Source organism: Streptomyces sp. NPDC048424 (genome assembly GCF_040651555.1).
GTDB lineage: Bacteria > Actinomycetota > Actinomycetes > Streptomycetales > Streptomycetaceae > Streptomyces.
This window is the reverse complement of the sequence record NZ_JBEZKE010000029.1, coordinates 70631-97276: the sequence shown is the minus strand read 5'-3', so window position 1 is coordinate 97276 and position 26646 is coordinate 70631. Positions and strand designations below refer to the sequence as shown.

The 26646-nt window shown below is 73.9% G+C and carries 23 protein-coding genes; 12 read left to right on the top strand and 11 right to left on the bottom strand.

Annotated elements, in window-relative coordinates; genetic code table 11:
* A partial coding sequence (locus AB0D29_RS30810) for a right-handed parallel beta-helix repeat-containing protein (protein ID WP_362858720.1) occupies positions 1 to 2125 on the bottom strand: 2125 nt, incomplete at its 3' end.
* 134 nt (positions 2126 to 2259) lie between these two features.
* Between AB0D29_RS30810 and hmgA the strand changes: the two genes are divergently transcribed.
* Both hmgA and AB0D29_RS30800 read left to right on the top strand, forming a co-directional pair.
* A complete protein-coding gene (hmgA, locus tag AB0D29_RS30805) occupies positions 2260 to 3588 on the top strand; it encodes a homogentisate 1,2-dioxygenase (protein WP_362858718.1) in 1329 nt (442 codons plus the stop codon).
* 74 nt (positions 3589 to 3662) lie between these two features.
* Positions 3663 to 4412, top strand: coding sequence for a GntR family transcriptional regulator (locus AB0D29_RS30800; RefSeq protein ID WP_362858732.1), 750 nt, complete (start codon positions 3663 to 3665; stop codon positions 4410 to 4412).
* Positions 4413 to 4522: 110 nt separating this feature from the next.
* Here AB0D29_RS30800 and AB0D29_RS30795 read toward each other — a convergent pair whose 3' ends face one another.
* Positions 4523 to 4687: a hypothetical protein gene (locus AB0D29_RS30795; protein ID WP_167745570.1), complete on the bottom strand. Its 165-nt coding sequence runs from the start codon at positions 4685 to 4687 to the stop codon at positions 4523 to 4525.
* A gap of 146 nt (positions 4688 to 4833) precedes the next feature.
* Here AB0D29_RS30795 and AB0D29_RS30790 point away from each other — a divergent pair, with 146 nt between their 5' ends.
* Positions 4834 to 5964 carry a type ISP restriction/modification enzyme gene (locus AB0D29_RS30790; protein WP_362858731.1) on the top strand — a complete coding sequence of 377 codons (1131 nt, stop codon included), beginning with the start codon at positions 4834 to 4836 and terminating at the stop codon, positions 5962 to 5964.
* Positions 5965 to 6063: 99 nt separating this feature from the next.
* Here the strand turns inward: AB0D29_RS30790 and AB0D29_RS30785 are convergent, their stop codons facing one another.
* Positions 6064 to 6789 carry a TetR/AcrR family transcriptional regulator gene (locus AB0D29_RS30785; RefSeq protein WP_362858716.1) on the bottom strand — a complete coding sequence of 242 codons (726 nt, stop codon included), beginning with the start codon at positions 6787 to 6789 and terminating at the stop codon, positions 6064 to 6066.
* Between the two features lie 73 nt (positions 6790 to 6862).
* On the opposite strand from AB0D29_RS30785, the gene AB0D29_RS30780 reads away from it, so the two are divergent.
* Genes AB0D29_RS30780 through AB0D29_RS30770 form a run of 3 tightly spaced genes read left to right on the top strand, consistent with a single transcriptional unit; the run spans position 6863 to position 9897 of the window.
* Complete coding sequence (locus AB0D29_RS30780) at positions 6863 to 7825, top strand: ATP-binding cassette domain-containing protein (RefSeq protein ID WP_362858714.1); 963 nt, start codon at positions 6863 to 6865, stop codon at positions 7823 to 7825.
* Positions 7822 to 8619, top strand: coding sequence for an ABC transporter permease (locus AB0D29_RS30775; protein ID WP_362858712.1), 798 nt, complete (start codon positions 7822 to 7824; stop codon positions 8617 to 8619). Before AB0D29_RS30780 ends, AB0D29_RS30775 begins: the two co-directional genes overlap by 4 nt.
* A 57-nt stretch (positions 8620 to 8676) precedes the next feature.
* On the top strand, positions 8677 to 9897 hold the full coding sequence (locus AB0D29_RS30770) for a CaiB/BaiF CoA-transferase family protein (RefSeq protein WP_362858711.1): 1221 nt from the start codon (positions 8677 to 8679) through the stop codon (positions 9895 to 9897).
* Between the two features lie 49 nt (positions 9898 to 9946).
* Here the strand turns inward: AB0D29_RS30770 and AB0D29_RS30765 are convergent, their stop codons facing one another.
* Positions 9947 to 10216, bottom strand: a complete 270-nt coding sequence (locus AB0D29_RS30765) for a hypothetical protein (protein ID WP_319731741.1) — start codon at positions 10214 to 10216, stop codon at positions 9947 to 9949.
* Positions 10217 to 10496: 280 nt separating this feature from the next.
* On the opposite strand from AB0D29_RS30765, the gene AB0D29_RS30760 reads away from it, so the two are divergent.
* Positions 10497 to 12218, top strand: a complete 1722-nt coding sequence (locus AB0D29_RS30760) for a serine/threonine-protein kinase (protein ID WP_362858709.1) — start codon at positions 10497 to 10499, stop codon at positions 12216 to 12218.
* Here the strand turns inward: AB0D29_RS30760 and AB0D29_RS30755 are convergent.
* Positions 12188 to 12988, bottom strand: coding sequence for an SGNH/GDSL hydrolase family protein (locus AB0D29_RS30755; protein WP_362858729.1), 801 nt, complete (start codon positions 12986 to 12988; stop codon positions 12188 to 12190). The genes AB0D29_RS30760 and AB0D29_RS30755 overlap by 31 nt on opposite strands.
* A gap of 205 nt (positions 12989 to 13193) precedes the next feature.
* Between AB0D29_RS30755 and AB0D29_RS30750 the strand changes: the two genes are divergently transcribed.
* Positions 13194 to 14291 (top strand): DUF5925 domain-containing protein, encoded by a 1098-nt coding sequence (locus AB0D29_RS30750; RefSeq protein WP_362858708.1) that lies wholly within the window; start codon positions 13194 to 13196, stop codon positions 14289 to 14291.
* Positions 14292 to 14367: 76 nt separating this feature from the next.
* On the opposite strand, the gene AB0D29_RS30745 is transcribed toward AB0D29_RS30750, so the two are convergent.
* Entirely contained in the window at positions 14368 to 14760 is a 393-nt protein-coding gene (locus tag AB0D29_RS30745; protein ID WP_362858706.1) for a GntR family transcriptional regulator, read from the bottom strand.
* Between the two features lie 125 nt (positions 14761 to 14885).
* On the opposite strand from AB0D29_RS30745, the gene AB0D29_RS30740 reads away from it, so the two are divergent.
* Complete coding sequence (locus tag AB0D29_RS30740; protein WP_362858704.1) at positions 14886 to 15368, top strand: DUF402 domain-containing protein; 483 nt, start codon at positions 14886 to 14888, stop codon at positions 15366 to 15368.
* A gap of 37 nt (positions 15369 to 15405) precedes the next feature.
* Here AB0D29_RS30740 and AB0D29_RS30735 read toward each other — a convergent pair whose 3' ends face one another.
* Positions 15406 to 15771, bottom strand: a complete 366-nt coding sequence (locus AB0D29_RS30735) for a hypothetical protein (RefSeq protein ID WP_362858703.1) — start codon at positions 15769 to 15771, stop codon at positions 15406 to 15408.
* A gap of 192 nt (positions 15772 to 15963) precedes the next feature.
* Here AB0D29_RS30735 and AB0D29_RS30730 point away from each other — a divergent pair, with 192 nt between their 5' ends.
* Positions 15964 to 16191, top strand: a complete 228-nt coding sequence (locus AB0D29_RS30730) for a hypothetical protein (RefSeq protein WP_362858701.1) — start codon at positions 15964 to 15966, stop codon at positions 16189 to 16191.
* Positions 16192 to 16460: 269 nt separating this feature from the next.
* Positions 16461 to 17519 carry a lytic polysaccharide monooxygenase gene (locus AB0D29_RS30725; protein ID WP_362858699.1) on the top strand — a complete coding sequence of 353 codons (1059 nt, stop codon included), beginning with the start codon at positions 16461 to 16463 and terminating at the stop codon, positions 17517 to 17519.
* Between the two features lie 33 nt (positions 17520 to 17552).
* On the opposite strand, the gene AB0D29_RS30720 is transcribed toward AB0D29_RS30725, so the two are convergent.
* The 3 genes from AB0D29_RS30720 to dnaE form a co-directional block, all read right to left on the bottom strand.
* Positions 17553 to 18413, bottom strand: coding sequence for an alpha/beta fold hydrolase (locus AB0D29_RS30720; protein ID WP_362858697.1), 861 nt, complete (start codon positions 18411 to 18413; stop codon positions 17553 to 17555).
* A gap of 157 nt (positions 18414 to 18570) precedes the next feature.
* Positions 18571 to 19569 carry a hypothetical protein gene (locus AB0D29_RS30715; RefSeq protein WP_362858695.1) on the bottom strand — a complete coding sequence of 333 codons (999 nt, stop codon included), beginning with the start codon at positions 19567 to 19569 and terminating at the stop codon, positions 18571 to 18573.
* Positions 19566 to 23222 carry a DNA polymerase III subunit alpha gene (gene dnaE / locus AB0D29_RS30710; RefSeq protein ID WP_362858693.1) on the bottom strand — a complete coding sequence of 1219 codons (3657 nt, stop codon included), beginning with the start codon at positions 23220 to 23222 and terminating at the stop codon, positions 19566 to 19568. The genes AB0D29_RS30715 and dnaE overlap by 4 nt, the downstream gene beginning before the upstream one ends.
* 156 nt (positions 23223 to 23378) lie before the next feature.
* Between dnaE and AB0D29_RS30705 the strand changes: the two genes are divergently transcribed.
* Entirely contained in the window at positions 23379 to 24449 is a 1071-nt protein-coding gene (locus AB0D29_RS30705) for a DUF3533 domain-containing protein (RefSeq protein ID WP_362858691.1), read from the top strand.
* A 513-nt stretch (positions 24450 to 24962) separates the two neighbouring features.
* Here the strand turns inward: AB0D29_RS30705 and AB0D29_RS30700 are convergent.
* Complete coding sequence (locus AB0D29_RS30700; RefSeq protein WP_362858690.1) at positions 24963 to 26621, bottom strand: amidohydrolase; 1659 nt, start codon at positions 26619 to 26621, stop codon at positions 24963 to 24965.
* Between the last annotated feature and the right edge of the window lie 25 nt (positions 26622 to 26646).

The window sequence follows — 26646 nt, the reverse complement described above, 5'->3', positions numbered from 1 at the left end:
CGGGGGGGGGGGGGGGGGGGGGGGGGGGGGGGGGGGGGGGGGGGGGGCGGGGGGGGGGGGGGGGGGGGGGGGGGGGGGGGGGGGGGGGGGGGGGGGGGGGGGGGGGGGGGGGGGGGGGGGGGGGGCCCGAGGCCACTACGGCCCACAGGATCCAGACGAGGGCCACCAGGGCGCGGGCCCAGGCGGGGCTGAGGGGGGTCCAGGGGATCATCAGGACGGCCTTGTCGAAGGCGTCCAGCAGGGTGAGCGCGGCCAGCAACAGGGTCAGGCGGGCCAGCCAGGGGCGGTTGGGGCGCAGGGCCAGGCCGACGCCCGTCCACCACAGGCCGAGCAGGAGGAGGGCGAGGGCGGGGACGAAGGTGGCGGTCATCGGCATGGTGGAGCCGGCGACGTCCAGGGCGAGGCCGGCCAGGCCGAGGAGGGTGGCCGCCGTGCCCAGCCGGGAGCCGCGCAGGCGGCGCCACCACAGGACCCCGCCGACCAGCAGCAGCACCGCGGCCACGGCGAGCGCGAGCTGGGTCTCCACCCGCTCCAGGCCGCGCGCGCCGTACCAGTCGCAGCCGGCCGGGAGTTTGCGCGCCTGGACGTTGTAGTCGGCGCAGACGAGGAGTTGGACCAGCTTGACCGGCTCCCCGACCAGCCGGGCCGAAGCCCCGGAGACGGCGCCCCGGCGGTCACCGCACTGGGGGACCGTGCCGGGGGTGGAGCCGTCGGGGCCGTCCTGCCAGCAGTTGCCGCGGCCCTGCCCGTCCCACCACACGTCCATGCCGTTGGGGCGGGCGGCGCCGGACTTGTCCTTGCCCATGACGTTCCCGGCGTACCGGTTGTGGTGGGAGGTGTCCGTCTGCTTCGACCACTTCTCCTCGCCCCGGATGAAGGCGGGGACCGCGCTGAGGAAGAAGCCCGCGCGCCGGTGCCCGTACACCCAGTTGTCCTCGTACAGGTTCCAGTTGCCGCCCGCGGTGATGATGCCGGTGCCGGGAGGCATGGAGATCTGCGGGCAGACGACGCCGCGTTCGTAGCCGCGCTCGATCGGTGGTTTGGCGCAGGTGCCGTCGGCGACGTGGTGGTAGTAGTCCTGGTTGTTGTCGTGGATCAGGTTCCGCTCGAACTTGGCGTGGTTCTGCGGGAGTCCGGGGTGGCCGGGGAAGGCGCTGTCCATCGAGGCGCCGCCCATGTTCTGGTCGAACTCGTTGTCGTGCACCCAGACCGAGTCCCCCGCGGTGCCGGAGTAGCCGACCATGTTGTGGTGGCTGCGGCAGCCGGTGATCTCGATGGAGTAGCGGGGGACGTCGTAGCCGCGGCCGTCGTTGATGTTGGAGGCGCTGCCGGGGTAGATGCCGGAGTCGCCGTTGCCGTACGACTCGCAGTTCTTGTAGAGCCCGTGGTCGCTGGCGAAGGTCAGGAAGCCGTACTCGTCGTTCCAGCGGGTCAGCACGTCGTCGATGACGAAGCCGTCGCCCGCGAGCACGTACAGCGAGTTGAAGGTGGTGCGCTGGGCGGTGAAGTTGCGGAAGTAGATGCCGTTGGACTTGTCGGCGCGGATGGCGTTCAGCTTCTGGTACTTCGCGTCGACGACCACGTCCAGCCGTGACGCACCGGTGCCCTCGATCTGCAGGTTCGTCTTGCCGAGGATGGCGACGAGGTTCTGGTTGTGCCGGCACTGCGCCTGCTGCTCGTACGACAGGATCTGGTAGCCGAGCGAGGACTCGGGAGCCTTCAGTGCGGCGCACTCCCCCGTCGGCTTCGGCAGCGAGGGCTCCTCCTCGTACAGGCCGGGGAGGATCGCGATGTTCATCCCGGGCCGGTCCACGGCGTCCACGGCCTCCTGGAGGTGGCGGTAGCCGCTCTGTTCGCACCGCTCGTACAGGGCGAGGTTGCGCCGGCGGAGCTCTTCCGGGAAGGCGGATATCCGGCGCTCGAAGGCGGGCCGGTCGGTCTTGCAGACGACCAGGTCGGGCTCCGCGTCGCGGTACTCCGGTACGGATCCGGAGCCGTCGGGGAGGGTGACCGGGCGTTCCTCGTGCGCGCGGGCGTCGGGCGCGGCGGCGAAGAGGGTCAGGAGGGCAAGGAGGGCGGCGAGGAGCGCCGCCGGCACGGCAGGGAACCTGCGGGTCCACGACATGCGCGTGAGAGTAGAGCAATGTTCATCTTTTGGGATCCCCCTCTGCGCGAATCCGTCCCGGGACCCCGTTGACGCACGGGTCGCGGAATCCTACTGTCGACCATAGGATTCCTTCGACGGAGCGGGAGCAGCACATGAGCGAGCAGGCCGGCAGCGAGCAGGCCAGGAAGACGGCAGAGGCACTGGAGTACCTCACCGGCTTCGGCAACGAGCACAGCTCGGAGGCCGTCCCCGGTGCCCTGCCGCTCGGCCGGAACTCGCCCCAGCGCGCCCCCCTCGGCCTCTACGCCGAGCAGCTCAGCGGCAGCGCCTTCACCGAGCCCCGCACCCACAACCGCCGCTCGTGGCTCTACCGGATCCGCCCCTCGGCCGCTCACCCGCCCTTCACCCGGATCGAGAACGGGGCCCTGCGCACCGCCCCCTTCACCGAGGCCCCGGCGGACCCGAACCGGCTGCGCTGGAACCCGCTGCCCGACCCGGCTCCCGGCACCGACTTCCTGTCGGGCCTGTGGACCCTCGGCGGCAACGGCGACGCGGCCCAGCGCGCCGGCATGGCCATCCACCTCTACGCCGCCAACGCCGACATGACCGACCGGGTGTTCAGCGACTCCGACGGCGAGCTGCTGATCGTCCCCGAGCGCGGCGGCCTGCTCCTGCGCACCGAACTCGGCCTGCTCGCCGCCCGCCCCGGCGACATGGCCCTCATCCCGCGCGGGGTCCGCTTCCGCGTCGAGCTGCTGGACGCCGATGCCCGCGGCTACGTCTGCGAGAACTACGGCCAGCCCTTCGAGCTGCCGAACCTGGGCCCGATCGGGGCCAACGGCCTCGCCGCCGCACGCGACTTCCAGGCCCCGGTGGCCGCGTACGAGGACGTGGAGCGCCCGACCGAGGTGATCAACAAGTTCTGCGGCAACCTCTGGTCGGCCACCTACGACCACTCCCCGCTCGACGTGGTCGCCTGGCACGGCAGCCACGTCCCGTACGTCTACGACCTGCACCGCTTCAACGTCCTGGGCTCGATCAGCTACGACCACCCCGACCCGTCGATCTTCACGGTCCTGACCTCGCCCTCCGACACCCCGGGGCTGGCGGGCGTGGACTTCGTGGTCTTCGCCCCGCGCTGGCTGGTCGGCGAGGACACCTTCCGCCCGCCCTACTTCCACCGCAACGTGATGAGCGAGTACATGGGCCTCATCGAGGGCGCCTACGACGCCAAGGCCGAGGGCTTCGTCCCCGGCGGCGGCTCGCTCCACAACATGATGTCCGCGCACGGCCCGGACCGGGAGACCTTCGACCGGGCGAGCGCCGCCGAGCTGAAGCCGCAGAAGATCGACGACGGCCTGGCCTTCATGTTCGAGACCCGCTGGCCGATCACCGCCACCGCCCAGGCGGCCGGCGCCGATCACCTCCAGCGCGGCTACGACGACGTGTGGCAGGGTCTGCAGCGCCACTTCCGCGCCTGACCTGCACTGCATACCCTGCATGCGCTGCACGTCACCCCTGTCCAGCCCCGTTCGGAGATCCACCCGTGACCCCCGTGACCGCCTTCGCCCCCGACTCGCTGGTACTGAACCGGAAGCTGCCGCTCTGGTATCAGGTGTCGCAGTCCCTGCGCGCCTCGATACTCGGGCGCACTCCGGACGCCTCGCTGCGCCTGCCCACCGAGGAGCAGCTCGCCGAGCACTACGGGGTGAGCGTGCTGACCATGCGGCAGGCGCTCAAGGAGCTGGAGGGCGAGGGGCTGATCAGCAGGCACCGGCGGCGCGGCACCTTCATCGAGCCGGGCGCGCTGCGCAGCACCCCGGTCCGGCTGCTGGGCTCGGTCGACGCGATCGTGGCCCAGCAGTCGGGTGATCGCACGACGGTCCTCGGCCACGGGCGCACGCCCGTGGCCGGGGAGCTGCTGGAGCACTTCCCGGCCACGCCGGAGGTGGTCACGTACCGCCGGCTGCGCCACGACCGCGAGAGCGGCGAGCCGACCAACTGGGCGGAGAACGCGGTCCTGCCGGAGTTCGCCGAGGCCGTGGACCTCGCCGATCTGGAGCGCTGGCCGATGACCAAGGTGCTGCGGGACGTGGTGGGCGTCCGCATCAGCCGCATCACGGACACCGTGGAGGCCCGGCTCGCGGACCCGGAGACGGCCGAGCTGCTCCAGGTCCCGCTGCTCAGCCCGATCCTGCACTACACGGGCGTGACGTACGACGAGGACGGCCGGGTGGTGGACGTGGCGCGGATCCGCTACCGCGGTGACCGCTTCTCCTTCACCGTGACGGTGGACGCGCACTGACGGCCGCGCGCCGGCGCCGCGCCCGTACGGCGCCCGGCGCCCGACGGCCCGGAGCCCGGCGCCCGACGGCCGACGGCCGACGGCCGACGGCCCGCAGAACGTCCGCGCGGCTACTTCTCGTCGTCCTCCCTGGTGCGCTCGCCCTCCGCCTGCGACGGCGTGGTCCGCATCGTGTGGGGGTGCTGCAGCTGCTTGCGGTGGGCCTCGTCCATGTCCTCGTCGAGGCGCTCGCCCTCGGCCTGCGACGGGGTGGTGTATTCGTCGTACTGGCTCATGACCGTCTCCTCAGCCTGCTCGGTCGATACCCGTACGTATGCGTACATAAGGAGCGTAGCGCTTCGGCCTGGACGCAGCCCGGCCATCGGATCCCGTCGCTACCATCGGCGGCGTGAGCGAAGACGTACCACTGCTGGACGATCTGATGCCCTGGGCCGTGGGCGGCCTGCGCCTGGGACGGGACTGGGTGGCCGCACCCGATCCGGCGGCCCTGCGCGCCCGCTGGGCCCTCCTGACCGGCTCCGAAGGGACCGAGCGGGAGCGGCTGTTCCGCCCGAGCCGGGTCCGTACGCCCGCCGCCGGGGCGGCCGCGCTGCCGGGCCAGCGCTCGGCGGCCACGGCCCGTTTCACCGACGCGCCCGGCCCCTGCCCCGACCCCGTACGGGTGCTCCGCGAGCCCTTCGACGAGCAGTGGCTCCTGCCCGACCAGCGGCTGATCGACACGGCCCGTCCGGAGCTCTGGCGGGTCCGGGACGAGCACCAGGTGTTCCTCGTCGAGGCCCCGGGCCCACTCCCGCTGGTCACCGCGCACCTCCCGGCCGGCCGGCTCGGCCGGATCCGCCCGCTGCACCGGCGCCCCGGCGGCGCCGAGCCCAACCTCGCCCCCGGCCTGCCGGCCCTGCTGGGCGAGCGCTACGGCGGCTGGGCCACCCCCGAGGACTTCCTGTGCTGGGTCCTCGCCGCCGGCAGGCCGGGGCCGCGCGGCTACGAGGTCCCGCTCGCCGCCGATCCCGCGCGCTGGCGGGCCGGGCTGGAACTGGGGCACCGGCTGCTCACCGTCCAGTTGCGCGGGGCGCGCGGAGGTGAGCCGCCGCGGCTGCCGGGCGGCCGGCGCCCGTACGTCCGCTCGGCGGTCGGGGCGTGGCCGCACGGGCTCGCGTACGACGCCGGGAGCGAGACGCTGAGCCTCGGGAGCGGGACGGTCTCCCCCGTGCCGGCCGGGGCCTGGGAGTACGAGGTGCAGGGCGTGCGGGTGCTGGAGGCCTGGTTCGCCGCGCGCACCGCGCACCGCGGCCCGGATGCCGAGGGGCTGGAGGCGCTGGGGCCCGCCGAGTGGCCGCAGAGCTGGACCTCGGAGCTGCTCGCCCTGGTGACGACCCTGGCGCTGCTGGCCGACCTGGCGCCGGAGCGGGCCGCGTTCGAGCCGGGGCCGGGCCTGTCGGCCGAGGGGCTGCGCGCGGCGGGGGTGCTGCCGCCGCCGGGCTGGGCCCGGCGGCCGGCCTCGGTGCTGGACCACCACGAGGAGGGCCCGGGCGGGCAGTTCGCGCTGCTCTGAAGCTTCGCGCGGGGGCGCGCGGCAGCACGGGGGCGCGGCAGCACGGGGGCGCGGCGGCGGGCCCGCCCGCGGAACCGAGGGACCCGCACCCCCGCGCCCCTACGTACCCCAGGCCCCCAGCAGCCGCGACACCGAGCGGTCGAACACCGCGTCCATGTCCAGACCCGCGCCCGGGACCGGGCCGCCGCCCGTGAGGGCCGCCGCAAGCCGCGGGTACTCCCCCGTGGCCAGCCGCGAGCCGAGCCACGCCGTCCGTACGCCCTGCTCCTCCGCCTCGGTCCACGGCAGGGTCCGGGCCCGCTCGGCCATCGCCAGCTCGCCCGCCACGTACGTCGCGACGGTGCCGTTGATCGCGGCGACGAGCTCCAGCTTCTCGGCGTCCGGCACGTCCAGCGGCGCCAGGCAGTCCAGGCTGTGCTCCAGGTAGCTCAGGGCGTTCGGGCCGAAGCCGTACACGGGGCTCAGCAGGCGGGGCAGCCAGGGGTGGCGGTGCATCAGCGCGCGCGTCTGCCGGGCCAGCGCCAGCTGGTCGGCCCGCCAGTCGCCGGTCGGCGGGGTGAACTCGTACTCCCCGCTGACCGCGTCGACCATCAGCTCGTACAGGTCCTCCTTGCGCGGCACGTAGTTGTAGAGGGACATCGTCCCCGCACCGATCCCGGCGGCCACGCGCCGCATCGAGACGGCCTCGATCCCCTCCGCGTCGGCGACGCGCACCGCCTCGGCCGCGATGGACTCGCGGCTGTGCGCGGGCCTCGGGCCGCGGCCGGCCCGCTGGGGCCGGGACCAGATCACTTCGGGTTCAGCGGGTCGCCCGCCGGCTGTCATCGCTCAGATCACCTCGTCGTCTCGCCCCCATCTTAGTTACGTACGCCGTACGTAGTGCGGTACGGTGTCGCACATGACTACTACGTACGCTGTACTTAGTGAGGGTCTGGAGAAGAGCTACGGGGAGGTCCACGCCCTGCGCGGCCTCGACCTCTCCGTTCCCGAGGGCACGGTCTGCGGTCTCCTCGGCCCCAACGGCGCGGGCAAGACCACCGCCGTCCGGATCCTCACCACCCTCACGGCGCCCAGCGCCGGCCGCGCCCTCGTCGCCGGCCACGACGTCACCCGCGAGGCCGCGGCCGTCCGCCGCGCGATCGGCGTCACCGGCCAGTACGCCTCCGTCGACGGGGACCTGACGGGCCGCGAGAACCTCCGGCTCTTCGCCCGGCTCGCCGGACTGCGCGGCTCCGCGGGCCGGGCCCGCGCCGACGAACTGCTGGAGCGGTTCGGGCTCACCGAGGCCGCCGACCGGGTGTCCGGCACCTGGTCCGGCGGCATGAAGCGGCGCCTGGACCTGGCCGCCGGGCTGGTCACCCGCCCCCGGGTGCTGTTCCTCGACGAGCCCACCACCGGCCTGGACCCGGCGGCCCGCGAGCAGATCTGGAGCGCGGTGCGCGACCTCGCGCGGGAGGGCACCACCGTGCTGCTCACCACCCAGTACCTGGAGGAGGCCGACCGGCTCGCCGACGACATCGTGGTCGTCGACCGCGGCCGGGTGGCCGCCACCGGCACCCCCGCCCGACTCAAGGCCCGCATCGGCGCCTACGCGGAGGTCACGGTCACCGACCGCGCGGCGCTGCCCGGCGCCGCGTGCGTCCTCGACCAGCTCACCGGGGGCCGGCCCGTGCTCGACGAGGAGCGGCTGACCGTCGGCGCGACCGTCCTCGACAGCGGGCTCACCCTGCCCCGGATCATCCGGGAACTCGACACCGCCGGCGTCCCGGTCACCGATGCCGGCCTGCGCCCGCCCACCCTCGACGAGGTGTTCCTGCGCCTCACCCAGGCCCGTCCCGCCGACCAGGAGTACGCCGCATGAGCACCCTGCTGTCCGACGGCGGAGCCGTCTTCACCCGCCAGCTCCAGAAGGCCCGGCACGCCCCCGCGCTGCTGGTCCTCACCCAGACGATGCCGATCACCATGCTGTTGTTCTTCGGCTACGTCTTCGGCAGCGCCCTCGCCATGCCGGGCGCCGAGTACCGGGAGTTCCTGGTGCCCGGGCTGCTCGCCGCCACCGCCGCGAACGGCCTGATGACCGGCATGTTCACGGCGGCGCAGGACGCCCACCGCGGCGTGATGGACCGCTTCCGCACCCTGCCGATGAGCCGCACCGCCGTCCCGCTCGGACAGACGGCCGCCGATCTGCTCACCACGGGCGTGTCGATGGTGCCGCTGATGCTGGTGGGGCTGGCCATGGGCTGGCGCATCGAGAACGGCCTGCCCGGCGCGCTGGGCGCCCTGGGCGTGCTGCTCCTGTTCCGCTTCGCCACCGCGTGGGTGGGCACGTACCTCGGCCTGCTGAGCAGGAGCGAGGAGGCGGCGGGCCAGCTCGGCAGCGCCACCTTCATCCTGCCGATGCTGTCCAGCGCGTACCTGCCGACCGCCGGGCTGCCCGGGTGGCTGCGCGCGGTCGCCGAGTGGAACCCGATCAGCGCCGTCGCCACCGCCGTGCGCGAGCTGTGCGGGAACGCCGGGGCCGATACGGGAGCGGGCGCGGCCTGGCCGGCGGCGCATCCCGTGGGCGGGGCCCTGCTGTGGTCGGTGCTGCTCCTCGCGCTGTTCGTGCCGCTGGCCACGCGCAGGTTCGCCCGCGGGGAGGCGGCGCGCGGATGACGCATGTCACCGCCCCGCCTGGTGACAGTGGCCGTCGGGACCGGGTAGGCAGGGCCCATGGCTACCGAAACGGCTCCCGAACGGGCCCCTGAACCGCTCCCGCTGGACGGCATCACCGTCGTCGCCGTCGAACAGGCCGTCTCGGCCCCCTTCGCCACCCGCCAGCTCGCCGATCTGGGCGCCCGGGTGATCAAGGTCGAGCGTCCCGACGGCGGCGACTTCGCCCGTGCGTACGACACCGCCGCGCACGGTCTCGCCTCGCACTTCGTCTGGGCCAACCGGGGCAAGGAGTCGATCGCGCTCGACCTGAAGGACCCGCGCGGCCGGGACGTCCTGCACGGCCTGCTGGCCGGTGCCGACGTGTTCGTGCAGAACCTCGCGCAGGGCGCCGCCGCCCGGCTCGGCCTCGACTCGGCCGCGCTGTGCGCGCGTTACCCGCGGCTGGTCGCCGTGGACGTCTCCGGCTACGGCCCCGAGGGCCCGTACGCCCACAAGCGCGCCTACGACATGCTCGTGCAGTGCGAGGCGGGACTGGTCTCGGTGACCGGAACCCCGGAGCAGCCCGTCAAGGCGGGGATCCCGGCGGCGGACATCGCGGCGGCCATGTACGCCTTCTCGGGGGTCCTCGCCGCCCTGCTGCGGCGCGGGGTCACCGGGCGCGGCGGCAGGGTGGAGGTGTCCATGCTGGACGCGCTGGCCGAGTGGATGGGGCATCCGCTGCACCACACGATGCACGGCGGGGAGCAGCCCGTGCGCACCGGGCTCGCGCACGCGGTGATCGCACCCTACGACGCCTACCCGACGGCCGACGGGGACCGGGTGCTGCTGTCGGTACAGAACGACCGCGAGTGGCGCCGGCTCGCCCAACACGTTTTGGAGCGGCCCGAGTTGGCGCAGGATCCGGCGTACGCGACCAACACGGCACGCACCTCGAACCGGGAGAAGACCGACGCGGTCGTGGCGGAGGCACTGGGCCTACTGGGCGCGGACGAGGCGATCGGCCGGCTGGAAGCGGCGGGGATCGCCTGCGCGCGACTGAACTCGGTGGCACAACTGGCCGGGCATCCGCAGCTGGCGGCCCGGGACCGCTGGCGGGAGGTGGGGTCACCGGCCGGTCCGCTGCGGGCCCTGCTGCCGCCGATCGGGCTGCCGGGCGGCGCGGCACCGCACATGGGTGCGGTGCCCGCGCTGGGCGAACACACCGAAGCCCTGCTGCGCGCCCTGGGGATGGCGGACGCGCAGATCTCGGAACTGCGCCGGGACGGTGTGATCGGGTAGGGCCGGGAGGCCGCAGGCCCGAGGGCGAGCGGCCGCGGTGCGGGGACGGTTACGAACGGCGGCTGCCGAAGAGCGTGCGACGCAGACGGCGCAGCGGCGCGAAGAGCGAGACGCGCGCGCTCCGGCTCCGCAGACGGTGCGTGTGGTCGCGGGAGGTGAGCTCGCGCATCAGCAGCGTCGCCTCCGCTGTCTCCCGGTGCGGGACGGCGGGTCCGCCCAGCACGGCGAGATGGCGGTCGAGGCGCGAACTGCTCGCGCCGCTGCCGCAGGTGATGGCAGGCACGCGAGGCGGCCTGCTGCGCATAGCTATCTGTTCCATGTTCTCTCCCCACCCGTACGAGGGCACCCGGCCCGGGCAGGTTAACCCTATCGCCCCCGCGTCGCCCCCGGGTATCCCGGTGGTGTGAATTACCCCTATGGGGACGGGTAGTTGACGATTACTCAGCGGAGTCGACCGTTACTCTCCGCACAGAGGTGACGCTGCGGAAGGTCGCGCCGCCAGTCCCGTCACGACCGGGGCCACTTGGCCCGCACTGCGCTAACTTGGAGTGATCGCCCGATGACGCGCGGGCGCACGGTGACGCACTCGGGGGGCCCGTGTGAGTGAGGAAACGAACTCCGATCGCCTCGTGTCGGGGCGCTACCGGCTGCTGGAACCGATCGGCCGCGGCGGGATGGGCATCGTGTGGCGGGCCCGGGACGAGGTGCTGGCCCGCGACGTGGCCGTCAAGGAGGTGCGGGCGCCCGCCGGACTGGACCCCGCCGAACTGCAGCGCATGTACCGGCGGCTGGAGCGGGAGGCCTGGGCCGCGGCCCGGGTCTCGCACCGCGGGGTCGTCACCGTCTACGACGTGGCGTCCGAGGACGGGCGGCCCTGGATCGTGATGGAGCTCGTGCGCGGGCTGTCGCTGGCCGACGCACTGGAGGCCGAGGGGCCGATGAGCCCGCAGCGCGCCGCGCACATCGGGGAACAGGTGCTGGCCGCGCTGCGCTCCGCGCACGACGCGGGGGTGCTGCACCGGGACGTGAAACCGGGCAACGTGCTGATCGCCAATGACGGCCGGGTGGTCCTCAGCGACTTCGGGATCGCGAGCCTGGAGGGCTCCTCCGCGATCACCATGACGGGCGAGGTCGTCGGTTCCCCCGAATTCCTCGCGCCCGAGCGGGCGTTGGGACGCGAACCCGGACCCGGGTCGGACCTGTGGTCGCTCGGGGTCATGCTCTACGCGGCCGTCGAGGGGGTCACGCCGTTCCGGCAGGCCACCCCGCTGGACACGCTGCGGGCCGTGGTGGACGCGGAGTTGCCGCCGCCGCGCCGGGCCGGGCCGCTGGAGCCCGTGCTGGAGGGGCTGCTGCGCAAGGACCCGGCCGAGCGGCTGCCCGCGGCGGAGGCGGCCCGGATGCTGCGGGTGGTGGGCGCGGGCGGTGCCGTACGGGCCTCCGGCGGGCCGGTGTCGGGCCCGGACTCGCCGACGGCCGTCGCGCACCCCGGGCACGAGCCGCGGGGCGGCGGGGTACGGGCGGGCCAGGGGGCGTACGGCATGCACGGCGCGCCGGCGGGACCGTACGGGCAGCCCGCGCCGCCGATGCCCGGACCGGGACCGGGGCCCGGGCCGGAGGAGCGCGAGGGCCGGGCCGGGCTGGTGCTGGCCGCCGGGATCGCGGTCCTGGCGCTCGCCCTGGTCGCACTGGGGTGGTTGCTGCTGAGAGACCGCGGGGACTCGGACGGCCGCGGCGGCGGGGGCGCTCCGACGGGCGCGGCGACCACCGCCCAGAGCGTCACCACGAGCCCCTCGGCCGCTCCGTCCGCCTCGCCGCCGGCCTCGGCCTCGGCTTCCGCCTCGGCCACCGCGGGACAGCACCTCTCGGTGTACGTCGTCGCGGTGCGCTCCACCTACACGGGCAGCTGTCCGCCGCCCGAGGACCACGCGCCCGCCTTCACCGCCACCGTCGAGGTGGAGCGGATCCCGGTGGCGCTGGAGTACCGCTGGGCCACGCGCAGCGGGCGGACCTCCGGCCCCGGCTGGCAGTCCGTCACGTACGAGGCGGGCGGGCCGCGGAGCCGGCAGCTGGAGCACTTCGAACTCACGCACGTCCCGGACGCGACCTTCGAGGACGCGGTCCGGCTGGAGGTGCGGGGGCCGGCGGAGGTGACCACCTCGTGGGTGGCCACCTCCGTGACGTGCAGGAAGGCGAGCCCTACGGCCGGGCCCTCCTCCCCCGCGACGAGCGCGTCACCGCCCTCGCCGACGGCGAGCGCGGCGGCGAGCCCCGCGGCCGGCCGGGCGGATCAGGCCGCGTTGGTGAAGACGGGCAGGTAGCCGCCGGACTGTCCGGCGGCGGTCGGGTGGTACGACTCGCCGATGTTCAGCCAGTTGACGCTGTGCAGCCACGCGTTGCCGGAGCAGATCTCGTGGCCTGCGAAGGCTCCGGCGACCGAGGCGAAGGTGAAGCCGTGGTCGGCGGCGCGTTTGGCGATGGCGGCGTTGAGGTGGTCGGCGGCGCCGTTGATGGCGGCGCGTTCCCCCTCGGTCAGGCCGGTGGTGCAGGTGCCGTTCAGCTTGTAGAAGCGGGGATAGCCGAGGACGACGACACGGGCGGCGGGCGAGCGGCTGTCGATGGCGTTGTAGACCTGGTCGAGCTGGCCGGGGAGGGTGGAGTCCACGTAGGCCTTGGCCTGGTTCACGCGGCTCACGCAGGTGGATTCGGACTGGAGCACACAGGTCGTCATGACGTCGGAGAATCCGGCGTCGTTGCCGCCGATGGTGATGCTGACCAGGTCGGTGCCGGAGTTGAGCGGGGCGAGCTGGTTGGCGAGGACGTCGCCCGTACGAGCGCCCGAGCAGGCGGTGAAGGAGAAGGTCTGGGGGGAATGGGCGGCGGCCCAGAGGGCCGGGTAGGCGCGGGGGGTGCGCTTGCAGTTGCCGCTCGCGCTGTCGTAGCTTCCGGCGCCGACGCCGGAGGAGTACGAGTCGCCCAGGGCGACGTAACCGAAGTCGGCGGCGGCGGTGGCTTGGGAGGCGCCGAAGAGGGCGGCGCCCGCGGCGAGTAACACGGAGGAGGTGAGGGCGGCGAAGCGCGACAGTCTCATGCTCATGTGTGCGGCTCCTTGTGGGGGTTACTCCTGAGTCCGTGGTACAAGCAGCCGAGGCTGGCTGGAAGTGTCCATGCCAAGAATGTTCGGGGCAGATCGCGGCCCGAATCTTCACTCCGAATGCGTTTGAAGAGGGAACTTGGGCACCCGATCCGGCGAAACACGGGTGCACGAGGGCACGGTGTGCCGGATCATGGGCGCCATGCCAGCCAACCCGCATGACGCGCTGCCGATCCGGCTCAACGTCGACGACAGCGACTCGCCGTCGGACGTCGTCGATGCGCTGTTCCTCGGCCGGTTCGCCTCCGGTGAGCAGCCGTACTCGCACAGCGTGTCGATCGAGCGGGTCAAGGCGGAGGCGACCCTCCTGCCGCCGGAGGCCACGGTGTTGCGCTCGGCGCGCGACAGCGACCGCAGCGCCATCCTCGCCGAGGGCGAGGGCTGGACCGTGCTCGTCTCCCGCTGGAGCCGCGGCGCGGACGTGACCGTGACGGCGGTCAGCGACGAACTCGCGGAAAAGGTGCTCGGCGAGGCCACTGAAGGCGTGCAGGACGAACCCGAACCGCAGCCGGAGAACGTCACGATGGGCTTCTGGTACGTCTCCCCGCGCCGCGGACCGTACCGGACGACCCGCCAGATCGCGGCCGGGACCTGGGCGGAGGTGCGGCCGAACTACACCGCGCCGGTGGCCGGGGCGATGGACCGGCTGATGAAGGTGACCCCGGACGACATCGCGGGCCGACTGCTCCTGCTGCACGGCCCGCCGGGCACGGGCAAGACCTCCGCCCTGCGCACGCTGGCCCGGTCCTGGCGGGACTGGTGCCAGGTGGACTGCGTACTGGACCCTGAGCGGCTGTTCAACGACGTGGGCTACCTGATGGACATCGCGATCGGCGAGGACGAGGGCACGTCGAAGGGCCGCTGGCGGCTGCTTCTGCTGGAGGACTGCGACGAGCTGATCCGCGGCGAGGCGCGGCACACCGCGGGGCAGGCGCTGTCACGGCTGCTGAACCTGACGGACGGGCTGCTGGGGCAGGGCCGCAACGTACTGGTCGGCGTGACGACCAACGAGGACCTGGAACGGCTCCACCCGGCGGTGGTCCGCCCGGGGCGCTGCCTGGCCCGCATCGAGGTCGGCCGGCTGACCCACCGGGAGGCGGTGGACTGGCTGGGCACGGACGAGGGCGTCTCCCGCGAGGGCGCCAGCCTGGCGGAACTCTTCGCCCTGCGGCGCGGCTCGGGCCCGGCGGCGATCCTGCCGCCGCAGCCGCACAGCTCGGAGGCGGGGCTGTACCTGTAGCCGGTGTCCCAGCCCCGCCGGCGTTTGAGGCGCGGGCGCGGAGCGCCGTACGGGGTCCGGGGCGGAGCCCCGGCGGTCAGCGGGCGGCGGCGTACCGGGCCCGGAGGGCTTCGGTGGCGGCCGCGACCGCCTCGGCCTGGGTGAGGCCCAGCCGATGGGCACGCTCCGCATAGGCCTGCGCGGCGGACGCGGCCTCGCGGGAGGCCCCCTCGCCCGCCGCCGCGACGAAGGTCCCGTTCCGGCCGCGCGTCTCGATGACCCCGTCCGCCTCCAGCGCCCGGTACGCCTTCGCCACGGTGTTCGCGGCCAGCCCGAGCTCCTCCGCCAGCCCGCGTACCGTCGGCAGTTTGAAGCCCGCCGGCAGCTTCCCGGACCGGGCCCGGTCCGCGATCTGCGCGCGCAGCTGTTCGTACGGGGCGGCCGACCCGGCCGAGCCGTCGAGGGTGATCTTCAGGTTTGTCGAGGTCACGCGGGTGATTGTCCCCCATCGCCGGTTAATTGGGAGGCGCCCGGCGCGAAAGCGCCCGTAGCGTCTGCCGCACGAGCGCCGCGTCGATCCGCGACGAAGGAACCGACGAAGGAACTGGAGACAGCGTGACCGAGCAGCTGACCGTCGTCCTGACCAAGGCTGGACGGACCAAGATCCGCTATCCGGCGGCGCGGGTCGCCGACGACGGCGACCGGATCTCCGTACGCGCCCCCTGGGCGGCCGAGGGCGTACGGGACTTCGGCTTCGTCCGCTTCGAGCCGGGCGACGTGTTCGTCGAGCACTTCTGGCGCACGCGCTGGTACGCGGTCAAGGAGGTGTGGACCGGCGACGGCGTCCTCAAGGGCTGGTACTGCGACGTGACCCGCCCGGCCCTGGTGCGGGCCGGGGAGATCCTCGTGGAGGACCTGGACCTCGACCTGTGGGTCTCGGCGGACGGGACGTCCGTCCTGCGGCTGGACGAGGACGAGTTCGCCGAGAGCGGGCTCGCCACGAGCGACCCGGAGGCGGCCGCCCAGGCCGTCCGGGCCCTCGACGCCCTGGACGACCAGGCCCGCTCGACGGCCGGCCTGCGCGCCCTCCTCCCGTAGGGCGGCCGGGCGCGGCAGGGGCGTGCCGCCGGGCCGGCTAGGCGTCCTCGTCGAAGAACCCGGCCTCCACCTCGAGGGCGAGCCTCTGCAGGACCTCGATCGCGGAAACGTCCGTCTGACCGCTGTCGTGCTCGATGGCGAGGCTCGTGAAGGCCAGGCTGAACCCGGCGACCATGGTCTGCAGGGCGGGTCCGAGCGCCTGCGCGACCAGGCGGGCCACCTGCTCGGGGGACGCGTCGGCCGGCACGCTGATCGAGGGCAGCATCTCGTTCAGCAGGTTGGTGACCACGCGGGTATCCGTTTCCGGGCCGTCGTCGTCCTCGCCTGCTTCCGCCGCCCGGCGGATCTCCTGGGCCTCCGTGAGGATGCCGATGACTCGTTTGAGAACCTCTGCTCGCCTCATCCCCGGAGCGTAGCCCCCGCACCCGGGCGCCAACCCACCCCGAGGTCAGGACTCTGCGGCAGGGCATTGGCGCCGAGCCCGCCGGTCGACGCCGGTGCCTGGACGTCGTGGACACATCTGGGCGCGAGCCGGCTTGCATCCGGACGGTGCGCTCGGGGTGCTGGACCGGCGCGGGGGCGGCAGGCTGGGGGCATGTCGGATCAGACGGAGATCATCGTGCATCCGGTGTCACCGCAGGGGGGCCGGAAGGTCACGGTGCACGCGCTCGGCGTGGACGCGGACCTCGGGCGCGCGCACACCCCCCGAGATGTTGCCGAGTTCCTGCGCCGGGCCGGCCTGGAGGACGTGGACCTGAGCGAGGACGGGCCGGTCACGTGGGAGGGCGGCGGCCCCGAGGTGTGGAAGCGCCCCGACGCCTGACCGTCAGCGGTGGCACGCGGGGAGCCGGAATCCCCGGGTGCGGGGTTCCGCAGCGCCGGTTCCTGAGGCCGCTCTTGTCCCTGCCTTAAGAGGACCCTAAGGATCCGCTCCTGGGGGGCGGAGCAGGCGAAAGGCGTGGTGCGGGGGGCTAGCTTGGCCGGGCCAGGACAGGAAGGGCCCGCACGTGGCGCCGCCGGGGGGCGGCGCCGCCGGGCCCGATTCCGATTCCGCTGGCGCGCCCCTGCCTTGTGCCCGAAGGAGATCCACCCATGCCCGCACGCCGCCGTACCGTGACGCTGACCCGTATCGCCTCCGCAGGTTTCGCCCCGCTGGCGCTGGCCGCCTACGCCGCCGCTCCCGCGGTCGCGCACGGCTCGATGACGGACCCGGTCAGCCGGGTGGCGGCGTGCTACGCGGAGGGCCCGGAGTCGCCGAAGTCCGCGGCCTGCAAGGCGGCCGTGGCGTCCAGCGGGGCGCAGGCGTTCTACGACTGGAACGCCGTGAACATCGCCAACGCGGCCGGGAACCACCGGGCGTTGATCCCGAACGGCCAGCTGTGCTCCGCCGGCAACGACAAGTACCAGGGGCTGGACCTGGCCCGGGCCGACTGGCCGGCCAGCCCTATGACCGCCGGTGCGCACACCTTCCGCTACAAGGGCACGGCCCCGCACAAGGGTTCCTTCGAGCTGTACGTGACGAAGGACGGGTACGACCCGACAAAGCCGCTGAAGTGGTCCGACCTGGAGCCCGCGCCGTTCGCGAAGGCCACGGACCCCGGCATGCAGAACGGCGACTACGTCTTCTCGGGGACCGTCCCGAACAAGTCCGGCCGCCACCTGATCTACAGCATCTGGCAGCGCTCGGACAGCCCGGAGGCCTTCTACACCTGCTCGGACGTGGTCTTCGGCAAGGACAACGGCGGCGGGGGCGGCGGCAATGGCGGCAACGGCACCACGCCGAGCACCAAGCCCAGCACGGCGGCGTCGCCGAGTGCCAAGCCCGGCACCGGCACCGGGTCCAAGCCGTCCGACCAGCCGTCCGACCAGCCCTCGGCCCCGACGGACCAGCAGATCGCCGAGGGCGCGGACAAGTCCACGGTGGAGCACAACGGCCACGGCGACAACGACCCGAAGACGAACGGCAGCACCGCCGCCGCCCTCCCGGCCCCCTCGCAGTCCACGGCGGGCCGCAACCTCGCGGAGACGGGCGGCAACGGCGCCACCCCGGCGATCGCGATCGCCGGGGCCGGCGCCCTCGCCGCCGGCGCGGCCGTGCTGTTCGGACTGGCCCGCCGCCGCGCGACGACCGCCGGCCGCCACGGCCGCTAGGTCACCGGTTCGGACCGCCTGCGCCGCCGGCCGTCAGTCGAAGACGGAGGCGCAGGTGGTCCGTTCGGCGTGCGCCGGGTCCAGGGCGTTGAGCGCCTCGTGCCAGGCGATCCGGTCGGTGAGTCCGATGGTGACGTGCTCCGAGAGGTCCAGCACGCACAGGTCCTGGAGCACGACGTTCCGTACGTTCGGCCCGTCCAGGAACGCGCTCCGGTACGGCGTGACCACCTCGTCGTACTTGGTGGCGATCACCGTGTACTTCACCCCCGGCACGGTGTCCCCGCCGGCGTTCAGCTTCTGCTGGAAGGGGGATCCGGCGATCTGGTCGGCGAGGCCCGGGGTCGCGGTGCTGATCAGGTCCTCGGCCCCGGGGAAGTACGGGAGGAGCTTGGTGAATCCGAGCAGGGTGGTGCCGTGGTTGTCGGGGGCGAGTCCGACCAGGGCGTTGACCTTCTCGGCGCCGCCGAGGAACTTCAGGTAGTAGCGCGGCATCATGCCGCCCTGCGAGTGCCCGATGATGTCGGTCTTGGCGGATCCGGTGGAGGCGAGCACCTTGTCGACGAAGACGTCGAGCTGGCCGGCGGACTTGTCGATGGGGCCGAGCCCGTTGAAGAAGGGCACGCCGGGCAGCTGCCCGTAGTCGAGGGAGTAGACGCAGTACCCGCGGTGCACGAGGTACGGCGCGAGTCCGAGCCAGTTGTCGACGGAGTTGCCGAAGGTGCCGTGCACGAGGACGACGGGGCGCGGGTGCGCGGCGGACGGCTTGCACGACCAGTTGTTCCAGCCGCTGCTGGGGGCGGACGCGGCCTGCGCCGCGCCGGTGGGGGCGACGAGTGCGGCGGCGGTGAGGGCGAGGACGGCCAGCGGGCGGAGCAGGCGTCTCCAGGGCAGCATCGTGTGATCTCCTTGCGTTCGACTCAAGGGGATGGGGCGTGGGGGTTCGTCCCGTGATCCGGATCACAAGGGGGCGCTGCTGCCGCTAAATTACGGGTGAGTAGCAACACAGGGAAGTTACGCGTCGGTAAAAACTCGCGTGTCGTCCGATCGTCCGTCAGGCGGCCAGTGAGCCACGGGCGATGGCCTGCGGACCGAAGCGCGCGCGGACCCGGTCCGTGACGGCTTCCAGCCGGCGGGCCTTCTCGTCCTCGGGGTCGAAACTGAGCTGCCGCACGGCCCGTTCGGCCGGGGTCAGGCCCTCGGCCCGCAGCGACAGCGCGCGGACCCGGGCCCGTTGCAGACCGAGGCCCTCGTAGAGGGCGTAGGCCGCGGTGGTCAGGACGGCCGAATGCGCGGTGGGTTCGGCCAGGGTGCGCGTGCGGGTGAGCGTGGTGCGGTCGGCGCAGCGGACGGTGAGCGAGAGGGCCCGGCAGACCTGCCCCCGGTCCGGTCCTTGTGTACGAAGCCGCGCGCCGAGCTCCTCCGTCAGCGAGAGCAGGGCCCGCCGGTGCCGTACGGGGTCCAGCTCGTCCCGGTCGAAGAGCCGCTCGGCGGCGAGGGTGCGGGCGGCCGCGCCCGGCCGGACGGGGGTCCGGTCGACGCCGAGGGCGCGTTCGTGCACCTCGCGGCCGAGCCGGGCGCCGAGGATCCGCCGCAGGGCGGCGGGCGGTGCCTCGGCGACCCGGCCGACGGAGTCGAGGCCGTAGGAGCACAGGGTGCGGGCGACCCTCGGGCCGACCCCGTCGAGGACGGTGACGGGCTTGCCCGCCAGGAACTCCCGTACGGCGGCGGGCTCGTCGGGGATCACCAGGGTGTCCCCGGGCCGGGCCTCGCGGGCCGCCGCCCGGGCCAGCATGGGGTTGCCGGCCACGCCTACGGCAGCGTCCACGCCGTACAGGGCGAGGGATCTGACCCGGACCACGGCGGCCAGCCGGCGGGCGTCGCAGCCGAAGTAGCGCAGCGCGCCCCGGACATCGGCGAGGGCGGTGTCGGGCGCCAGGGCCTGCACGGCCGGGGTGATCCCGCCGAGCAGCGCGAGCACCCCGGCGTACGCCTCCGCCCCGAGCGCTCCCCCGCCGGCGGGGCGCAGCCGCAGGCACATCACGGTGCTCATCCCGCGCTCCCCGGGCTGGAGTGCCACAGCTTGCGGCCGGTCGCGGGGCCGGTGCCCGGGGGCTGGAGGTCGGCCCACGGGTTCATCTCGTACCCCGTGGACATGCGGATCCGGCGCTCGGGGACCTGCTCCTGTTCCTGCCCCCGCTCCTGTTCCTCCGCCGCACCGTCGCCGCCACGACCGTCGCCGCCACGACCGTCGCCGCCACCACGACCGTCACCGCCGTCACCGCCGTCACTGCCGGAGGCAACCGCCAGCCGGGCCGCCACCGCGTCCAGGCCGCCCGCCGCCCGCAGTTCCACCAGCTCCGCCAGGTTCCACGCCGCCGCCCCGACCACGCTCAGGCTCTGCGGGCCCCGCCGCTGCACGACACCCCGTACCAGCAGCAGGAAGGAGTGGAAGACGGTGTGCGCGCACCGCTCGTGGCTGTCGTCGAAGAAGGCCAGGTCGACCAGGCCCGTCCCGTCGTCCAGGGTGGTGAAGATGACCCGCCTCCCGGACCGGATCGGCGGGGTCTGGGTGGCCGCCTTGGCCCCCGCGACCAGCACGGTCTGCCCGTGCGCGGTGTCCCGCAGCCGGTTCGCCGGGACCACTCCCAGCTCGGCCAGGAAGGCGTGGTGGTCCCCCATCAGGTGCCGCGAGGCATCCATGCCGAGGACACCCAGCTCGGCGCTGAGCCGTTCCGCCTCGGTGAGGTCGGGCAGTCCGACGGAGGCCGTGGACCGGCCGCCTTCCAGCGGGAGTTGGGGGCCGCGGACCCCGGCCGCCCGCTGGGCGCCGTGCAGTTCGGTCAAGTGCAGCAACAGGTCACGCCGGTTGGCGCCGAAGGCGTCCAACGCCCCGACCTGTGCCAGCCGTTCGGCGACCGGGCGGCCCGGGTGCGCCCGGTCCCAGAAGTCGCGCAGGGAGGCGTACGGCTGTCCGTCCTCGATCCGGCCGGCCTCGGCCCCGCTGATGCCGTGGACGTCGGACAGACCCAGGCGCAACCCCCACACCGCCCGGACGGCGACATCGGACACCAGTTCGATACGAGGGGCGGCCGCCGACCGGTTCACGTCCAGCGGCAGCACCGGCACGCCCCGCCGCCGCGCGTCCGCCAGCAGCAGCCGCTTCGGGTACATCCCCGGATCGTGGGTCAGCAGCCCGGCGTAGAAGGCCGCCGGGTGGTGCGCCTTCAGCCACGCCGACTGGTACGTGGGCACGGCGAAGGCCACCGCGTGCGCCTTGCAGAAGCCGTAACTGCCGAAGGCCTCCACGATCTCCCAGGTCCGCGCGATCACCTCCACCGGATAGCCGCGCCCGCCCGCCTCCGCCGCGAACCAGACCTTGATCCGCGCCTGCGACTGCGGGTCGGACAGGCCGCGCCGCACCCGGTCCGCCTCGTCCCGCCCGCAGCCGGTCATGACGTGCACGATCTCGATGATCTGCTCGTGGAAGACCACCACCCCGTACGTCTCGCGCAGCGCGTCCGCCAGGTCCGGGTGCGGGAAGCGGACCGGTGCCCGCCCGTGCCGGGCCTCGATGAAGGGCCGCACCATGTCGGCGGCCACCGGCCCCGGCCGGAAGAGGGAGATGTCGACGACCAGGTCGTGGAAGGTCGACGGCTGCAGCCGTCCCACCAGGTCGCGCTGGCCCGGCGATTCGATCTGGAAGCAGCCCAGCGTCTCGGCCGAGCGGATCAGCTCGTACGTGGCCCGGTCCCCCGGCGGCACCTGCGCCGGGTCGTCCAGGTCGAGCTCCTCCCCCGTGCCGCGCCGGACCTCCGCGACGGCGTACGCCATCGCGGACTGCATCCGTACGCCCAGCACGTCCAGCTTGAGCAGCCCGAGCTCCTCCACGTCGTCCTTGTCGAACTGGGACATGGGGAAGCCCTCGCCGCTGGTGGGCACCACGGGCGTACGGGCGAGCAGGGAGGCGTCGGAGAGCAGCACCCCGCACGGGTGCATGGCGATCCCGCGCGGCAGCGCGTCCAGCGATTCGACGAGCTCCCACAGCCGCCCGTACGACTCCCCCCGTACGTCACGCAGTTCGGGGAGTTCCGCCAGCGCGGCGCGAGCGTCGCGGGCCCGGATGTGCGGGAAGGACTTGGCGAGCCGGTCGATGACGGCCGGGTCCATGGACAGGGCGGCGCCGACGTCGCGGACGGCGTGCCGGACCCGGTAGGTCTCGGGCATGGAGACGGTGGCGACGCGCTCGGCGCCGAACCGGTCGATGATGCGGCGGTAGACCTCCAGCCTGCGGGCGGACTCCACGTCGATGTCGATGTCGGGCAGGACGCGCCGGCGCTTGGACAGGAAGCGTTCCATCAGCAGGCCGTGCGCGACGGGGTCGGCGTGCGCGATGCCGAGCAGGTGGTTGACGAGGGAGCCGGCGCCGGAGCCGCGGGCGGCCACCCGGATTCCCATCTCCCTTACGTCGTCCACGACTTGGGCGACCGTCAGGAAGTACGAGGCGAAACCGTGGTAGGCGATGATGTCGAGCTCGTGGTGCATCCGCTCCCAGTACGCGCGGTCGTCCGCGTACCCGCGCAGCACCATGCCCGCCGAGGCCCGGGAGGTGAGGACGCGCTGGGCGCTGCGGCGGGCGGCGCCGACGAGCCGGGCCTCGGGGAAGTGCACGGAGCCCATGCCGAGGTCGTCCTCGGGGTCCACCGCGCAGGCCCCGGCGGTACGGGAGGTCTCCGCGAGCAGGCGCCTGGCGTCGGCGGGGCGCAGCCCGGCCGCCTGCGCGATGCGGTCGGCGGCCTCGGCCATGGCGGCGGGGGCCTTGAGCCAGCGTTCGCCGGTGTCGAGGGGCCCGCGGGGGTCGATGGGGACCAGGCGGCGGGCCGCGTCGAGGATGTCGGCGACCGGGCCCTGGCCGGGGTCGGCGTAGCGGACGGCGTTCGTGAGCACGGCCGGGACGCCCTGTTCGGCGGCGAAGCCGACGGTACGGGCGGCCAGCCGCAGCGAGCCGGGCCCGGTGCCGGTGCGGCCGTGGTGGACGGCCTCCAGGCGCAGGGAGTCGCCGTAGACCTCCCGCCAGGGCGCGAGCAGCCGGGCGGCCCGGTCGGGGCGACCCGCGGCGAGCGCCCGCCCCACGTCGGAGCCGGGGCCGAGGAGGACGAAGAGGCCCTCCCCGCGCAGGGCCGACCAGGGCAGTAGCGGCTGCCCGCCGGTACCGGTACCGGTGCCGCCGCCGGCGTGGGCGGCGGTGACCATCCGGCACAGCTCGGCCCATCCGGCGGCGCCGTCCCGGGCCAGGAAGACGGCCCGCGGGGCGGACTCGTCGACGAAGGCCCCGCCCTTGACGGGGGTGCGACGGCGGTACGAGGCCTCGGCGGAGCCCGCCCGGCCGCCGGAACCGGAACCGGGACCGGGACCGGATCCGCGGATGCCCGTACGCGCGCCGTCTCCGGCGGAGCCGGCCGAGCCCCCCGACCCGGCCGACCCCGCCGGAGACGACACGGCCAGGTCCACCCCGAACAACGGCCGGATGCCCGCCTTCACGCACGCCTTCGCGAACCGCACCGCGCCCGCGAGGGTGTCGCGGTCGGTCAGGGCGAGGGCGTCCATGCCCCGCTCGGCGGCACGTTCCGCCAGCCGTTCGGGGTGCGAGCCTCCGTAGCGCATGGAGAACCCCGAAACGGTGTGCAGATGCGTAAAACCAGGCACCCGCGGCCTCCTGCTTCGCTCGTTGAACACCTCCTCCCCCATCCCCACCATAGAGCAATTCGAATACCCGTGCGAAACACTTGTTCGATCATCTGAGGTCATCCATTCGGCCCTCCCCTGCTGCGCCCCGCCCCCGGTACGCCGAGCGTGTGGAACATGACCCAGCCCACCGAGAGCACCGACGCAGGCCCGTCCGCAGGCTTCCTCGCCGAGGTCAAGGACGCCGTGACCACCCGGGCAGCCCTGCTGGTCCTGGGGGTGCTGGTCCTCCAGCTCGCCTTCATCACCTCGTACATCGGGGCCTTCCACCATCCGAAGCCCAGCGAGATCCCGATCGCCGTGACCGCCCCCCTCGCGCCGGTGGCCGAACAGACGGCGGAGCAGCTCGGCGCCCTGCCCGGCGACCCGCTCGACCCCACCGTGGTCAAGAACGAGGCCGCGGCCCTCGACCAGGTCAGGCACCGGGACGTCGACGCCGCGCTGATCGTCGACCCGGGCGGCAAGACCGACCGGCTGCTGGTCGCCTCCGGCGCCGGTGCCTCGCTGTCCCAGGCGGTGGAAGAGGTCGTCGGCTTCGTCGAGAAGACCCAGGGCCGGACCCTGCGGGTCACCGACGTGGCCCCGGCCGGCAAGGGCGACAGCCGCGGCCTGAGCTCCTTCTACCTGGTCATCGGCTGGTGCGTGGGCGGCTACCTGTGCGCCGCGATCCTCGCGATCAGCGCCGGCGCCCGGCCCGCCAACGGACACCGGGCCGTCATCCGGCTCGGCGCGCTGCTCTTGTACGCGATCGCCGCCGGGCTGCTCGGCACGGTCATCGCGGGCCCGGTCCTGGGCGCGCTGCCCGGCAACATCATGGGCCTGTGGGGGCTGGGCACCCTGGTCGTCTTCGCGGTCGGCGCGATCACCCTCGCCTTCCAGGGGCTGGCGGGCGTGATCGGCATCGGCCTGGCGATCCTGCTGGTGGTGGTGCTCGGCAACCCGAGCGCCGGCGGGGCCTACCCGTATCCGCTGCTGCCGCCGTTCTGGAGCGCCATCGGCCCGGCCCTGCCGCCGGGCGCCGGCACGTACGCGGCGCGCTCCATCACGTACTTCCGGGGCAACGGCGCGGGCGGGCCGATGCTGGTGCTCGCCGCCTGGGCGGTGGCCGGCTCGGCGATCACCCTGGCCTGCGCGGTGCTCCGCAAGGCCCGCCCGGGGCCCGCGGTGGGCAGCGGGCTCGGGGACTGACCCCTGCCGGTGCCCTGCGGGCAGCTCGGCAGGACTTTCCGACGGGCCCGCCGATGGGGGTCGGTCCGCGGCACGGTTGCCCTGCGGGCAGCGGGGCCGGTTGTGCTGGGGCCGAGCGGGCGGGGGCCGGTTGTGACGGGGCCGGGCGCGCGCCGGGGTGTCTCCTCGGACGCCGAACGTGACGAGGGGTCGGAGAGCTCGGCGGCAGTGCGTTCGACGCCCTGCGGGGATCACCCCGACACACACCCGACCCCGCCCCAACCGGCCGGTTCGGCCGCGCCAAATCCAGCCTCGCCGGCGTTTGAGGAGCGGGGTCCGGGGCGGAGCCCCGATCTTTGAGCCGCACCGCCCAGCCTCGCCGCACCATATTCAGCCCCTCCGGCGTTTGAGGAGCGGGGTGCGGGGCGGAGCCCCGGTCTTTGAGCCGCACCGCCTCCGGCCCCGCCGCACCAAATCCAGCCTCGCCGGCGTTTGAGGCGCGGGGTGCGGGGCGGAGCACCGGGCACATACGGGTCAGGCCGTTCGGTGGGCCACCTCGCCCGCCACCACCACCGTTTCGGCCACCGTGCCCGGGATCTCGTCGGCCGGGACCGTGAGGATGTCCCGGGAGAGGACCACGAAGTCCGCGACCTTGCCCACCGTGAGCGAACCGCGCTCCCCGTCCAGGAAGTTGGCGTGGGCGGAGCCCATCGTGTAGCCGTGCACCGCCGTCGCCACGTCCACCGTCTCGGCCGGCTGCCAGGCCGGCCCGGCGCCGGACAGCGGGCGGCGCGTCACCGCCGTGTAGATGCCGACCATCGGGTCCATCTCCGCCACGTTCCAGTCGCTGGAGAACGCCAGCACCGCCCCGGCCTCGTGCAGGCTCCGCATCGGCCACGCCTTGTGCCAGCGGTCCTCGCCCACGTTCCCCGCCCAGTCCTGGCCGGGGCCCGCGATCTCCGGTGCGCAGTGCCTGGGCTGCATGCAGGCGACCACGCCCAGCTCCGCGAAGCGCGGGACGTCCGCCGGGTCCAGGCACTCCACGTGGACCACCTGGTGGCGGGCGTCGCGCGGGCCGTTGACCGAACGGGCGTGCTCCACCGCGTCCAGGACGGTCCGGATGCCCCGGTCACCGGTGGCGTGGACGAAGCACTGGAAGCCTCGCGCGTCCAGCCCCGCCAGCAGCTCCGCGAACTCCTCGGCCGGGTAGAAGGTCTCGCCCCGGTGGTGGCCGCAGCCCGCGTACGGCTCCAGCAGCGCGGCCGTGCGCGGCTCCACCACGTCGTCGATGTAGAGCTTGAGCGGGCCGACCCGCAGCCGCTCCCCCGCGTACGTGCGGGCGGCGGCCGCGAAGGCGTCGAGTTCCTCCTCGGTGGTGCCCCGCGGGTGGAACAGGGCGGCGACGATCCGCGAGCGCAGCCGGCCCTCCGCCCGGGCCCGCTCGTAGAGCGCGAGGTCGTCGAGGGAGTTCTGCGGTTCCACCACCGTGGTGATGCCGAAGCCGATCGCGTCGTCGAGGCTCTTGGCGAGCCGCCCGTACTGCCGGTCCGTCGAGGCCCACGGGACGCCCAGGTCGCGCAGCGCCCGGTGGCCGTCGCGCGAGAGTCCCTTGATGGCGAAGTCCTTGACGAATCCGGTGGGTTCGCCGGTCCGCGGGTCCACCGCCGCCGTGCCGAAGGGGAGGTCCGTGCGGTCCCGCGAGACGTCCAGCCGCCGCATGGCCGCCGTGTTCAGCCAGGCCGTGTGCACGTCGTACGAGAGCACGATCGCGGGGGTGTCCCCGGTGACGGGGTCCAGGTCGGCGGCGCACGGCATCCGGCCGTCCGGGATCGCGGAGTAGTCGAAGGCCTCGGCCTCGATCCACTGCGCGTCCGGGTTGGCCTCGCGCCAGGCCAGGATCCGTTCGTGGATGCCCTCCAGGGTCCGCACCCCGGCGAGCTGCACGCAGGCGTCGTCCGAGCCGAGCCGGACGTGGTTGTGCGCGTCGATGAAGCCGGGGAGCACCAGCTTGCCGCCCGCGTCGATCCGCTCGGTGTCCGGGCCGGCCCAGGCTGCGGCCTCGTGGTCCGGGCCGAGCCAGACGATCCGGCCGTCGTGCACGGCGAGGGCCTCGGCCTCGGGCAGGTCCGGGTCCACGGTGTGGATGCGGGCTCCGGTGAGCAGCAGGTCGGCGGGGAAGGGGTGGCGTGCCATGTGAGGGTGCTCCATTGCGTGTGAC

What these genes read in the sequence shown, in the direction of transcription:
- AB0D29_RS30720 (WP_362858697.1), bottom strand. Translation starts at nt 18,413, where the DNA reads ATGCTGCCCTGGAGACGCCTGCTCCGCCCGCTGGCCGTCCTCGCCCTC.
- AB0D29_RS30705 (WP_362858691.1), top strand. Translation starts at nt 23,379, where the DNA reads ATGACCCAGCCCACCGAGAGCACCGACGCAGGCCCGTCCGCAGGCTTC.
- AB0D29_RS30715 (WP_362858695.1), bottom strand. Translation starts at nt 19,569, where the DNA reads ATGAGCACCGTGATGTGCCTGCGGCTGCGCCCCGCCGGCGGGGGAGCG.
- AB0D29_RS30735 (WP_362858703.1), bottom strand. Translation starts at nt 15,771, where the DNA reads ATGAGGCGAGCAGAGGTTCTCAAACGAGTCATCGGCATCCTCACGGAG.
- AB0D29_RS30725 (WP_362858699.1), top strand. Translation starts at nt 16,461, where the DNA reads ATGCCCGCACGCCGCCGTACCGTGACGCTGACCCGTATCGCCTCCGCA.
- AB0D29_RS30780 (WP_362858714.1), top strand. Translation starts at nt 6,863, where the DNA reads ATGACTACTACGTACGCTGTACTTAGTGAGGGTCTGGAGAAGAGCTAC.
- AB0D29_RS30775 (WP_362858712.1), top strand. Translation starts at nt 7,822, where the DNA reads ATGAGCACCCTGCTGTCCGACGGCGGAGCCGTCTTCACCCGCCAGCTC.
- AB0D29_RS30700 (WP_362858690.1), bottom strand. Translation starts at nt 26,621, where the DNA reads ATGGCACGCCACCCCTTCCCCGCCGACCTGCTGCTCACCGGAGCCCGC.
- AB0D29_RS30770 (WP_362858711.1), top strand. Translation starts at nt 8,677, where the DNA reads ATGGCTACCGAAACGGCTCCCGAACGGGCCCCTGAACCGCTCCCGCTG.
- AB0D29_RS30795 (WP_167745570.1), bottom strand. Translation starts at nt 4,687, where the DNA reads ATGAGCCAGTACGACGAATACACCACCCCGTCGCAGGCCGAGGGCGAG.
- hmgA (WP_362858718.1), top strand. Translation starts at nt 2,260, where the DNA reads ATGAGCGAGCAGGCCGGCAGCGAGCAGGCCAGGAAGACGGCAGAGGCA.
- AB0D29_RS30730 (WP_362858701.1), top strand. Translation starts at nt 15,964, where the DNA reads ATGTCGGATCAGACGGAGATCATCGTGCATCCGGTGTCACCGCAGGGG.
- AB0D29_RS30750 (WP_362858708.1), top strand. Translation starts at nt 13,194, where the DNA reads ATGCCAGCCAACCCGCATGACGCGCTGCCGATCCGGCTCAACGTCGAC.
- AB0D29_RS30755 (WP_362858729.1), bottom strand. Translation starts at nt 12,988, where the DNA reads ATGAGACTGTCGCGCTTCGCCGCCCTCACCTCCTCCGTGTTACTCGCC.
- AB0D29_RS30765 (WP_319731741.1), bottom strand. Translation starts at nt 10,216, where the DNA reads ATGGAACAGATAGCTATGCGCAGCAGGCCGCCTCGCGTGCCTGCCATC.
- AB0D29_RS30790 (WP_362858731.1), top strand. Translation starts at nt 4,834, where the DNA reads ATGCCCTGGGCCGTGGGCGGCCTGCGCCTGGGACGGGACTGGGTGGCC.
- AB0D29_RS30785 (WP_362858716.1), bottom strand. Translation starts at nt 6,789, where the DNA reads ATGACAGCCGGCGGGCGACCCGCTGAACCCGAAGTGATCTGGTCCCGG.